6 protein-coding genes are annotated in these 12999 nt (G+C 39.3%); 2 read left to right on the top strand and 4 right to left on the bottom strand.

The genetic code is table 11. The annotated features are described in order from the left end of the window. Positions 1–101 precede the first annotated feature (101 nt). From ABCM67_RS00200 to ABCM67_RS00190, 3 genes are read right to left on the bottom strand one after another with little or no spacing between them, the layout of a single operon-like run. Positions 102–2747 carry an Hsp70 family protein gene (locus ABCM67_RS00200; RefSeq protein WP_342992413.1) on the bottom strand — a complete coding sequence of 882 codons (2646 nt, stop codon included), beginning with the start codon at positions 2745–2747 and terminating at the stop codon, positions 102–104. 11 nt (positions 2748–2758) lie between these two features. Beyond that, positions 2759–5059, bottom strand: a complete 2301-nt coding sequence (locus ABCM67_RS00195; protein ID WP_342992412.1) for an MBL fold metallo-hydrolase — start codon at positions 5057–5059, stop codon at positions 2759–2761. A gap of 33 nt (positions 5060–5092) precedes the next feature. Next, positions 5093–5761 (bottom strand): 3'-5' exonuclease, encoded by a 669-nt coding sequence (locus ABCM67_RS00190; RefSeq protein ID WP_147603586.1) that lies wholly within the window; start codon positions 5759–5761, stop codon positions 5093–5095. Positions 5762–5996: 235 nt separating this feature from the next. On the opposite strand from ABCM67_RS00190, the gene ABCM67_RS00185 reads away from it, so the two are divergent. Next, positions 5997–6725 (top strand): HD domain-containing protein, encoded by a 729-nt coding sequence (locus ABCM67_RS00185; RefSeq protein ID WP_147603587.1) that lies wholly within the window; start codon positions 5997–5999, stop codon positions 6723–6725. 22 nt (positions 6726–6747) lie between these two features. Beyond that, the gene (locus ABCM67_RS00180) at positions 6748–7410 is read left to right on the top strand and encodes a TFIIB-type zinc ribbon-containing protein (protein ID WP_147603588.1); all 663 of its coding nucleotides are present in this window, start codon (positions 6748–6750) and stop codon (positions 7408–7410) included. Positions 7411–7530: 120 nt separating this feature from the next. Here ABCM67_RS00180 and ABCM67_RS00175 read toward each other — a convergent pair whose 3' ends face one another. Further along, positions 7531–12978: a protein kinase gene (locus tag ABCM67_RS00175; RefSeq protein ID WP_342992411.1), complete on the bottom strand. Its 5448-nt coding sequence runs from the start codon at positions 12976–12978 to the stop codon at positions 7531–7533. Positions 12979–12999: the final 21 nt, after the last annotated feature.

Here is a 12999-nt window from a genome sequence, read left to right as displayed (position 1 = left end):
CTGAAGTCAGGGGTTCTTCACGATAAAAGTATACTATAGAAGTTTTTGTTATTTCGATGTCAATACATTAAGAAATACAAAATGTCTGCTTTCATAAGATATTAGTTGCAGGCGAGATGTTCGTTGAGAACGCTCGTCTCCTCAAAGCTGAGAGCTGTTCCATTCCACAGATCGGTTACCGTGGAAACAAACATGGGATCGTCTTCTTTAGCAAGGTAATTTTTGATTGCAGACCATGTATGTTTCATGGTATAGCTGTCCGCACAGATAGGATTATCAGCCTGATTGGTACAGAGTTCTGCAATAAGGAGTGCAGTGAATTTATCCGTACCGTTCTCGTCTTCCAGAGATAACCATGGCGTGATTGTTTTGATGAATTTCACCAGGTACTTCTGGTTTTCCATAGAAGTACCGGAGCCGAAGCGGTCAGCCATAAAGGAAGCGATCCACTGGTTAAAATCTGCTGTCTGGAAATAGTTGTTCAGGAATTCAGCTACCTTTTTGTCGTCGTGCTCATAGCGGATCACCATCTGCAGGATGACATTTTTGAACTGGGTACTGTCACCGTAAATCCGACCCATATATTCCGTGCAGAAATCAGCAAAGTTCTTCCCGAACTGTCCGATGACTTCCAGGGCCCTTCGCAGTACATAGTAGTTCTGTTTGATTGCGGAAGCATATGGGGAAAAATGTTGTCTGGCATAGGAAAGCACCTGTCTCTTCTGCTGGTCGTTCCATCCATCCTTGAACATTCCTGCAATCATATAGATATATGCCAGCATGAGGTCTGACTGCTTGCAGGTTTTTGCGATATCCATGCATGGCTCAAAGAAATCTTCAGGATTAGATGCCTGACCGATGGTTTCCAAGGCTCTGGATAGCTGCGGATTCAATTCTTGTCCGAGTTTATTTTTGTTCCTATCAGACAGAGCCCGCAGTTCGTTCAGTTCGCTTTTGGGGTTTAATTTTATTTTCTCGACAGTACTGATATTTTTTGATGTTCTTTCTGTACGTTTTAAGGAAGCCATATCCATTTCCATTGTTTTCTTTGTTTCAGGCTGTCCGGTGATCCAGGCTTCCATGGTCATCATTCGCAGCGGGTTAATGTAGATCTGAAAACTGATAGGAGTATCTGCCGGATAACTCCTGCCGAATTTTACTGTCCTTGTAGCTATCCTGCGGTTTGGGAGGTTCTTTGTTTTACCCCTTCCGAGGAACATTTCGATACCCAGGGAGCTTGTTGCCTTATCCAGTTTATACTTGTCACGGATCTCTTCCGATTTATAAGGAAGTTCAGTACCTGCCGGAATCAGCTGGCTTACATACTCGCCTCGTAATCCGAGGTTAATGGTATCGTTTAAAATGGTGCTGGTATTAAATGCAATGCCTGGATGCAGAGCACTGGTGCATACGTTTGTTTTTTCAGAAGATGATGGATCTTCCAGCTTACGTACATTATATTTGTGGAGGCAGTAATGGTAATATACAGCTCCCCTTGCTACGGATAAATCGGGATCACTGGTTGTCAGTGGTTCGAACCCGAAGAAATCCTTTAAACGTTTTGGGATAAGATAAAACTTGGTCATGCCTCCATTTAAAATAACCGTGTCTATTTTTGTATCTTTCCCGCATTTATCGAGGACATCAAGAACAGGGTAGATGATGTTATTTACGTCCTTTTCCGCCATATGCTGGATTTTTGATGCATCCTCCAGCTTATACTTATATCCCATAAGTGGGGATATAATCCTTTCTACATCCGATCTGGTATAAGTGTCGGCATAAGCATAAGAATCATAAAGATCAATATCCATAACTTCCAATTCATAATCTTCTGGAAGGTCAATGTCAGACATTCTGGCACTGTCATAGGCTTGGGACAGGTCTACTTTTAATTTTTCAGCCAGTTTTCTTAATTTACACATGACCTCTTCTTTTCGTTTAATGCTAACTTTAACGCCATTGCTCTCTTCAAAACGTCTTAACATGTCCGTGGCCAGCAGTTCATCAAAATTATCACCGCCAAGAAGCGTATATCTGCTGATTGCCAGGTCTTTGATTTTGAGGATCCCTTTTTCTGTATAACCTACCCGGTGGATTGTAACATCGAGGGTTCCGCCCCCAAGGTCAAATACAAGGACGTTTTTTTCTGTATCCAGTGACAGCAGGTCAGAAGGAATCTCCCCGCATTCCTGCATCCGCATGAAATCATAAATAACTGCCTTAGGCTCATAAAGCAGGACATCATGCATATTTTCCACATTGATTCCCGCCTTCCGTACGGCATCGAGAGTAGCCTGGCACTGGTCTGAATCAAAGGAAGCCGGTACGGTTATAATGACATCACTTAATTCATTCTGAAACAGCCGCTTTTTGGCAGAATTGATCATGAAAGAAAGAATCTGTGCAGAAACATCAGAAGGGGTCTTGTCCGGGATTTCATCAACAAGGGGTACCTGGTCGCTGGTACCCATTAATGATTTTACAGACTTGCATACATAACCGCTACGGGTTCCGTATCTGCTTTTCGCATAATCCCCGATATCGGCAGTCATTTTTCCGTCACTGTTCTTGTAATAGAATACAACGGAGGGAAGAAGGGGATTTCTTGACTTGCTTCCTGTATCGTTTTTGCGGTCAAGCTCCAGTACGATTGGTTTCATGGTATTGTTCTGCATGTTTCCATAAGCGATAACGGAATTAGTCGTTCCAAGATCAATGGCAGTGTAATATTGTTTTTCAGACATAATCGATTCTCCTATTCTTCTTTTTCGCGTACTGTTGGAAGGGAAATAATGGTATTTCCATATTTCCATCCGGGTTTTTCTACGGTAACAGATTTCTTTTCACCTTCATAGCTGAATGGCTCTCCGATGTAGGTGTATCCGAACAGATCCTCTGCTTCTGCCATAAATTCACGTCCGGTAGAGTCAAGTGGGTGAATGCCGCTGTCTTTGATAAAACGAAGCAGCTGTTTGAATACAATCGTCAGGGGAAGAACTTGCGGCGGGATTTTTACTTTGTTTTCTTTTAATGTGGTAAGTCTTCTGTCCACCAGTTCAATACTATCCAGAAGATGTCCGTAAGATTCGGAGTTCATGCTGGTATAAAAAGATGCAATGGCCGCGTCTTTTGCTTCGGCTGCGGTTTCGTCGATGGTTTCATTTAATTCATCCAGCATGGCCTGTACCAGTTCCAGGGAATTCCTGCAGTTATCGTATTTGAACTGAAGCTGCTCGTATTTATCTCCGGAAGCCATCCCTTCCGCTTTGGCAGATTCAGAAAGCACATGCTCTGTTTCCTGAAGGACATCTTTGGCAGATTTTCTTTTCCGCCTCATGCCACTGTTTTTCAGCAGCCGTCCACGTAGGTTCCTGAGTAGCCTGTCACAGTAGCGGGCCCCGAAGGTAAACGCAACAGGCAGATATTTGTCATCTTTCAGATCCGGATCAGCCATAATCATGAAAATAACCATGTACTTTCCGATAAAATAGAGTTTTCCATTTTGGCGGTCGCGCAGATTCAGGTTTTCTGTGAGTTCGGAGAAGCTGGATGTGGCGTCCATATCTCCGTCGAGAGCTTTCTTTAATACGGACATCTGGTTTTCTACAAAACCAAGCGCATATCTTCTGCGGTCTTCACTGTCAAGATTTGTATTATGTAAAGCAGTGTGGTAATCATCATAGGAAATGCAAGACTCTTTTACAAAAGAATCATGAAGTTTGTTATAAGCATCGTGTGGATGCAGTCCCGGATACAGCAGGCTCCCATAAATGGCAATCCATTCAAAAGTGGATTTATGCCGTCCTTTTCGGTACTCAGACAACTGATTTTCTGCAATTTCGAGTTCTTCTTCCATTACGGAACGGTAGATTTGATCGTATTTCATTTTCTTTGTCCTCTTTAAATAATATTTTTCACCGTTCACAGACTGTACTGCGTTGAGCGTGGGCTGCAGTTTCTTTACAGCGTGAGTGAGCGGTATCTTTTCTTTTACGGGACGGGTGTGCAGTACATACATGAAATCCGGCATAAGATGCTGGATGAATGAAAGTGTTTCCGGAATTGATGCATGAAGACTATAGTTGTCAAAGGGGATGGAAACATATCCTGTCCGTTTTGCTTCCTGGCCAACTACAATACAGTTTTTTGCCGGGATGTTTTCAGTGATATGAATGTTTGGGGTGTATACCTGATATCCCATGTCCGAAAGAATATCTGCCACTGCCCTGCTCTTTGGTTCCAGGTAGACAGGGAGTTCGGGAAAAACAGAACTCAGGAAGTAAAATAGATCCAGATGTTTCGGTATGCTTCTCGAAACAAGATAGATGCCATCTCCGAGTTTTCTGTGTTCCTGAATGATATCTTTTAGTCCAGAATAGGGTGCCGGTAAGTCCGTGGGATTGCCTCCGCTGAACAGGCTTTCCCACGTATCCTCTTTCTGATAAGCATTCGGGATGTTGATCAGAAGAGTTTTTGGATGAAGCTGTTCCAGAAGACGCATGCCATTTACCTCAAACATGGAAGCTATACTGAAATCCCCGGTATACAGAATATCATGATGCCCGGTTTCCAGATGGATCATAACTGCCCCTGGCATATGTCCGGCTGGCAGCAGGGTAATTCTACATCCATGGATGAGAAATGGTTTTGCAACAGGTCGGGTATGGATACGTCCCATAAGGAACTGTGCTTTCCGGTAACGCTCATTTTTGATCTTGTCAATTTCTTTTCGCCCGGATATACGTCCGAACTCCAGAAGCTGCGTATAAATCAGCCTTTTTGAGGCTTCTGTGGTTATAATCTCTGCATTCGGGGCAAGGGAGGCAATCCTTGCGATGGATCCGATATGGTCATAATGTGCATGGCTGACCAGGATCAGGTCAAGATCAGAATAATCATTCAGTTCATACAGAAGCCTCTCATAATCCGGGTATAACTCATCTCCTTTCAGCCTGGCTCCGCAGTCCAAAAGAATATGTATACCCTCGATGGAGAGGTAATAGGCTGATGCGCCTATTTCGTTTCCCCCTCCCAGCGGGATAAAGCAATCACTCATGGTTCACTCTCCTTTTCTCATCTGCTGAAAACATTAAGCGGAGAACGACAGGGATGAAAAATCGAACAGGTCACCAATGGAAAAATTATTCTTGGGTTTCAGTGCATCAATGACATGCTGGAGTGCTTTCTGGCATTTGGCTTCATCATGCAAAATTCCAAATAAATCAGCCGTGTTTCTTGCATCCACAAGGGCATCATGCTGGTGACCGCAGAAGTCTTCTCCTGCGTACATAACCGCGTCCTTTAAAGAAACATTGTGTTCCAGGCCAAGGGTATGTCCATATTCAGCCTGAAAATCAAACCATGTAGTGTCAATGTATTTTTTATCCTGAACGGATAAAGAAACATTTTTTAATTGGACTTCCCTCGAAATCTGGGCAAAATCATTATCGCTCCACTGGACGATCTGAATTTCATCCTGGATGCTGTTGCACCAGGAGAAAAACATATGTAAGGCATCATCAAAATAAGGTGCCGATTCCACCATGGATGTTTTGATTCCCGTCAGTTTTTCATATCTTTTTTCAATGCGGGAATTAAAATATGGTTTAACAAGAGTGACAAAGCTGCCAATCTCCTGGTACGCTTCGTCCAACAGGACAGCGCCAATTTCAATTACTTCGAGTTTGCAGGTTGTGCGCTCTGCCTTGTAGACAGAAGCAATTGGATTCATTTCAAGATCGATAACAACATATTTCATAGTGATTTCCTCCCTGGTTTATTTCTAGGAACAGCCTTTATGCGAAGGTATTCCATTGATTTGATAATATGAGCATAACATGGGGATTGGGGCAACTCAATGTCAATACGTTGCGAAAGAGCAGAGGGAAAATGGGGTGTCAGTACGTTACGAAAGGGTGGATATTCAGAAATCTGGATGTGTGGTATAAGAATAGTACAGGTTACTATTGTGGTTTAGATAAGGAGGAATCGAAATGCAGAAGAAACGAAACATTATTCCACTGGTTGAAACTTATAACGAAGTGGATACCGAAAAGTACATCAAATCCTACATGTTTATCAAAGGATTTGCAGTAGCAAAAAACCTGAAGCAGACGCTGATTGCGCTGGCAGTGGCAAGACATTTCCATGATGGACAGTACCGGAAGGACGGAATGCCGTACATTGTCCATCCGTTGAAAGTTTGCAGCACATTAATCAATTATGGGATTGATGATGATACAACGCTTGCTGCTGCCCTGCTGCATGATCTGCTGGAGGACTGCAGTGATAAGCTCCCACTGAAAGGCCGGGAACTGATTACAGAGTACCATCTTTCTCAGGAGGTACTGGATATCATTACACTTCTGACCAAAGAATCTGGTCTGGACGAATATGAATTGAGCGTGTATTTCAAAAAAATCGAGCGAAACTGTAAGGCATCTCTGATTAAGCTCAGTGACCGCCTGCATAACAGCACCAGCCTGTATACGTTTACCTTTGAACGGATGCGTAAATACATCAAGGAAACAGATGACTTTCTGCTTCCGATGGCTTCCTATTGCAAGAATTATTATCCGGATTATACCAATTCTTTTTCTATCCTGAAAAGCAACATTTATTCACTGAACAACAGCATGCGGATCATGATGGAGAAATTTGATGCGGCAAAATATATAGGTGGAAAACCAGATCCTAAAGACAAAGAGGCTGCTGGGAATTAATTACCGAAGGGGATGACAAATTATGCGTGAACAAAAATGCCCTAATTGTGGCGGAAATGAAATAGTGTTTGATAATGGACGGTATAAATGTACCTTTTGTGGCACTGTTTTTACGGATAAGACAGCGGATAAGGCTACTTACAAATATGCCTCCCGTATTTCTCAAGCGACAGAGCATTTAAAAATTGGGAATTATGATAGAGCATATTCGATTGCCAAAGAGCTTGAGGATCTCCATCCGACAGATTCTAATCCATATGCTATTATACTGCTTTCTCTCACATCGAAACTGTCTGACTACCACTTAGAAGAAGGAAAAAGACAGGAAGCATCCGATGTATGGTACAAAATGGAACAGTTAAATACAGTGGCACAGCCAATGATAGATTATGCGGAAATCATGTATCGAAAAAAAATGAATATGTTAAAAGCTGCTTTTATCAGAGATGCAGTGTTTATAGGATTTGGAATTATCATGCTTATAAATGCTTCTCTAAAGTATCCTGGCTGGTCAAAGTTATTTGTTATACTGGACATTCTCTATTCTGCCTACTATTGCTGGCTGAGCCGTACCTCAGAAAATGTTGAGATGTATAAAATTGAGAAGTACCGGGAAATACCGCATAACCCATTTTTAACACCATTGCATGAAAGCTTACTGGAAACGCTGATGAAAAGTTTGTAAAAATCTGAGTGCCCAAAAATTTAACGGCGATCTCTATTTGGTTTGGTTCAAATGGAAATCGTCGTTAAATTTTTTTATTCTTTCTGAATATATCGGAGTAAGAGAAAATTGACAAAATTTTTAATCAATTTCGGCTCCGTATAATCTCAAAATTTCCAGATCTTTTTTTGTCAAATCAGAAGCAGGGTTCAGATTTTGCAAATTTGTTCCATCAATATCTAATCCAGGAACAAAATATAGTGTTTTTTCACACTCGCAAATATCATTGCAGCTAACTGTAGTTCCCTCATCTCCCAGAATAACACCTGTTAACAAGTAAAATTTTTTCCATAATACAGCTAAATTTTTTTTAAATTTTTCTTTATACTTATTGTTAGGTGAAGTAAGAGCGACTCTTGATGGTGAAAATGGATTCCAATATTTTATTGTGCCATCATTCGAAGCAGTTATTATTTTTTCAGGTTCTGTTATATGCTCAATATTTTTTTGAAAAAGTATCGAAGTCACAAGATCTGAATGCCCCTGTTTTTCTGGATCTTTATTTTCTCCAGTAGGAAATCCATGTAAAATAGAAATACAATGCCATGTTTGAGTACTGTAGACTTTTACACTTGATTTTTCAAATGGGATAGCCATGTACTCTCCGTTATCGTTGAAAGAGATTGTTTTTACATTCCTATTATTGGATTCCAATATTGCTATGCAGGATAATGTTTCCATTTCCCTGATTTCTACTTCTCCCCTGCTCCAAGCCACCGCCAAATATAATCCATCAGGACTGCATGAAATAGCGGTCACTTTGGAATTATATTGATGATAAGTATGCTCTGGACTAGCTATTATTGTATTTGAAGGATTATACTGATTTATATTTTTCTTAAAGGTGTTTAATGCACGATTAGCAAGATTCTCAAGGTAAGGTTCACAATATTCTTTTACATAGTTTATCCGTTCACATGTTTTTGCCGAGAATTTTTCAATAAAGTTCCCATTACAGCAGAAAATAAATTTACCGTCTTCTGAAAAAATTGCTTTGTCTGCTTTACCTTGGAACGTGTTAAGTATTGTTACTTCATATGTTTCCATATTGATGATTTCTGGGGAATTATCCGTCAAAGATATTAATAAAAGTTTATCATCTGGGCTAAATTCTATATAAAGTATGTGTTTGCCAGAAAGTTTTATTGTTTTATTCAAAGACAGAAATGGGGAATAAATTACAATCAGTCCATTCTCCTTACCTAAAGCACACACTTTTTTTGTATGTGAGAACACTTCGTAATTAAACAGCTCTTTACTACTTTGAGGATATGAAGAACTTATTTTATTCAACTTTGCATCATAATATAACCGTCCTTCCCGTTTGGCCGATATGAAAAGTCCACTGGGTGTAGCTTCAACAGCATCTACAAATACAGAATTACTGTTGTTAATAAGAAAAGCGTTTATTGAATCAATTGACTTGAAATCATCAAAACATAAAACCATAATATTAGATTTGGCATCGCAAAGTATTATCAAATACTTATCATTTTTATGTAAATTGTCCATACATAAAACATTTGATAAAAACGAATTAATTTTTCCTCCCTCTTTTTTGGCGGAAAGCATTTCTTTAAAATCATATAAGCACAATGACTGATCAGAATATGCTACGGCTAAAAAAGAATCATTATTGACAAATTTCATTGATAATACAGGTTCATTGTCAAGTATTGATTTTTTCCAAACTAAACAGTCATACAGAATACGTCCTATGTCCTTAGCCCTTTTTACACTGCCAAGGATTGGATATTTTAAAAGTTCTTCGTATTGTATTAATAGTTTAGAAAATTGGAAAATTTTAACATCACATTCATTTGCAATAGCTAAATATTTTCCTGTAGAATCAAAACACAATGAAACATATATGTTATCTCTTATTACAGTCAAATCTTTTGTTGTTTCAAAAGAAATTTCAAAATCAGAATCGTCTTTACAGTCATAAAGAGATATATCAATCAATTCAAATTTTGCGATTATTTTTCCGGAATCATATTCAAAAACGACCAATTGGTTTTTAGCATTTATAAGTACAATATATTTTTCATCCGGTGAAAAAGTAATTAGATTAGCACAAAAGTCCTCTCGTACCTGATCCAATTTCATCCTTTTGTTTGATGCTTGCTCCAAGATTTGAATATTCACCCTATGTCCCAATATAGTATTATAACCTACAATTAGCTTTTGGGCATTTTTATCTGACAGAACAAACTGTGTTTTAGGAAAGTTCTTTTTTATTTCATAATGATTGACATCATATATCCATGTTCCATTTATTGTTGAAATCAACAATTCTGCCCCATCATGAACATACTGGATGTTATTAATTAAATACTTGCAGTCAATAATAGTCTGGATATATTTATGAGTTTTCAAATGCCATAATTTTACTATTCCACAAGAATCTCCTGTCAGGAAAAATTCTTCATCCGGGGATATCCTAATACAGGTAATAGAAGAATCATGTCCATTAGGAAAGAATGTTTGCTTGTTTACTAAAGCACCATTTAATGATGAACCTTTTAAAGGGATACCATTAAAGCTGCATCTGCTTAAATCAAGTTCGGATAAATCCATACCATTCAAGCTGCCATGCGCTTTTTCAAATATATCAAGCAGGTTATGCACTGAAATGCCTATAAAAGCTTTTCGTGAAAAGTTGCCCCTGTAGAGCAAAAGTGTTTTTGTTAAGAGTAAACGTTTCTCTTCTTCAGGAATATAAATCTTCCATTTTCCATCAGTGAACAAGAGCGTATTTTTGTACTCTCCCAGTATTTCACCTATAAATAAAGATACTTTTTCATCAAAATAATCTGTGCCTATAGTATCGAGAATACGTAATGCAATTTTTTTCTTATTGTCATTTGCATCAAAAGTTTCTGTTATCCTTCCGTCTTCTGCAACATACAAAGCCATTTTCATATCAGTAATGATTTTCATTGCAGCAAAAAAGTCCCTGATATGCTGATGAATAAAGCTGTAGTTTTGATTATTAGCATATAAAATACCTAATGAATATACACAGTATTTGGCAATTAAGGACACATAATCCTCACCCAAAGGTCCTTCTAAAGCAAGCAGATGTCTGGCATAGGTCTGCGTATTTGGAACAGGATCTTCTCCTCTCAGATACTCTTTAAAATATTTCCTTCCATATATACCACAGATATCTGTTTCCTTTTCTCCCTTCAGGACAGAATCTATCACTTGTTTGAATCTGGAAAGGTCAACTGCATACAGATCATTTTTCTCCATATACCATCCCAGTTCCGGCAGCAGGAAATCAAGAATAAATCCCTGCATTTTTTCATCAAGAGAATTGGTCTCATATCCGTCTCCTGCTTTTTGACGGTCCATCTTGATTTCAGCAATCCGGTTGCGGGCAGTATACTTGGTGCTGCGTTCACTGAAAAATGAGTAAAGAATCTCTCCCGGTGTAGAAATATCTGCCGTGTTATACAGCTCTCCATAAAGCTTCAGGAAAAGCGGGATTTTTAATGTTTCCATAAGCCGACTGTTTTTACTGACCTGTTCAGAGGAAATCTTACATCCGTCCAAATATTCTTTAATAATATCTTCGTTGACACCGGTCAAAAAAAGGCGTTCAAAGGAAGCATCCAGATCACTCAAAGTCTCATCCGCTCGGCTTGTGATAATAACAGTAATATTCTTATGTTTTTCCAGTAGTTCTTTTATTTCCTCCACAATCAGTTCTGACGGAGCACCAAGGAAATCTTTTTCTTTCGTAGAAAGCTGTTTCTTAGAGACCTCATTTAACCCATCCAGAAGCAGGAGATACTGTGTATGTTCCTCATCCGCACGCAGAAGCTGATCAATGTTTTCCATAATGGAAGTATCATCTCTCTCCATAATTCTTGACATTTCTTCAGTATTTTCAGAAAGAAGGTATTGTTTGTCTACAGATCCAAGCAGCATATACAGATATCTCTGAATAAAAGTTGAATGGGAAGCATGATATGCACTGCAGTAATCTGCCGGGGCTTTGGAGAGTTCAACAAACAAAGGGATTATGTTTTTCCCATTTTCTGCTGGGTGGTAGGCCTTATCTCTGTAAGTGTCTTCCATTATAGAGTTTAGAGCAGTGGTTTTTCCTATACCGCCCTCTCCAATCAGATACATATTATGAAGTGTTTCAGAATATTTCAGAACCCCAGACAACGGTTTCAAGCCTACAGTCTCTTCCGGATTTGTAGACACGTTAATTGGGAAATTAACCGCATTTGAAGAAACTGCAGATAATGGCATAATAGTCTTGTCAATATTAAGACCTGCAAAACGGCAACCTGTTCTCCGGCTTTCTTCATACCATAATTTCCCGGCTTTCCATGCAGTTTCCGGTTGAAGGAATCTGTTCGCTTGGCGCTGTCGTTGGAAATTTGCAGGCCCACTTCTCATAATATTCCGGGATGGGAGACTAATGCCTGACGACATCTGTGATCTGCCTGGCTGTGACGTTGCTTTTCGGGAAGAATAGTAGTTATCCCTGGTTGAGCTAGGGACATAATCCGGATCTTCCATCAATCTGCATAAATCTTTCTTCATTGCTTCTGCTGTCTGATAACGGAAATCCGGCTCATATTCACAGGCGTTTGACAGAACTTTCTTCAGGCCTTCCGGGATATCTGATTCAAGCTCCGGAAGTTTTTTATCATCTATTCTCTGTTCATAATGATTATGAATCGGAACGGTATCTGCCAATTCATAAAGAACCAGTCCCAACGAATAAATATCGCATCGGTGATCAACTGACGATCCATTTGCCTGCTCTGGAGCCCAGTAATTCCTGGTACCTTCCTGAAAAAACTGAGGACTATCTTCTTCTCTTGCAATACCGAAATCCCCCAGGCAGTAATTATCATGATACAAAAAAATATTTTGTGGTTTGATATCCTGATGGATAAGTTTGTTTTGGTGCATCTGCATCACAATAAGAGCATCACAGAGATCAATACCGACAGTAAGGATTTTGGTAAAATCTTCTGGATGTTCTTTGGGAATATCCTGTTTCTGAAACTTATAAGTATCCATTTCATCAGTCAGGCATTTTGCCAAAGGCATCTGAATTGCATAATCTACCCCAATTCTGTTAAAGCTGTCACATTTCCATGAAAGACGTGTGGCAGTTCCGGTAAAAGGGATTATATTAAGCTTACCTGCAGTATTGTCAGTTATGCTGCTTAATATGGTCATGTTTATCATTTCACGGCAGAAATTTTTGTTAATATTAAGGTTTTCTGCAATTAAGCAATCTAATTCCGTCATTTTGCTGTTCAGGTTTTCACCGTTACATTTTTGGGTAACCCCACAAATCAGTTTTACCGCATAATGGTTTACCTGATAAACGATTGTCCTGCCACTAGATCCGGTTCCGAGTTCTGTAATGGTATCAACTTTGAAGAATTCTTTCACAGCTTCCATTTTTGATTTCCGGACTGCTTTTCTCTCGTTTTCATCTTTTATTTCTGTCAAAGAATAATTGTAGTTTTTATTTTCAAATACTCCCATATCATTCTTCCTCATGTTTTT

Origin of the sequence: Blautia sp. 2227st1_G12_2227SCRN_220401 (genome assembly GCF_039062885.1) — a bacterium.
GTDB classification, from domain to species: Bacteria; Bacillota; Clostridia; order Lachnospirales; family Lachnospiraceae; genus Blautia_A; species Blautia_A fusiformis.
Note: the sequence above shows the minus strand (reverse complement) of the source record. Positions and strands in the feature narration are given on the sequence as shown.

Coding starts and splice junctions, on each gene's coding strand:
- ABCM67_RS00200 (WP_342992413.1), bottom strand. CDS start 2,747: ATGTCTGAAAAACAATATTACACTGCCATTGATCTTGGAACGACTAAT.
- ABCM67_RS00195 (WP_342992412.1), bottom strand. CDS start 5,059: ATGAGTGATTGCTTTATCCCGCTGGGAGGGGGAAACGAAATAGGCGCA.
- ABCM67_RS00190 (WP_147603586.1), bottom strand. CDS start 5,761: ATGAAATATGTTGTTATCGATCTTGAAATGAATCCAATTGCTTCTGTC.
- ABCM67_RS00185 (WP_147603587.1), top strand. CDS start 5,997: ATGCAGAAGAAACGAAACATTATTCCACTGGTTGAAACTTATAACGAA.
- ABCM67_RS00180 (WP_147603588.1), top strand. CDS start 6,748: ATGCGTGAACAAAAATGCCCTAATTGTGGCGGAAATGAAATAGTGTTT.
- ABCM67_RS00175 (WP_342992411.1), bottom strand. CDS start 12,978: ATGGGAGTATTTGAAAATAAAAACTACAATTATTCTTTGACAGAAATA.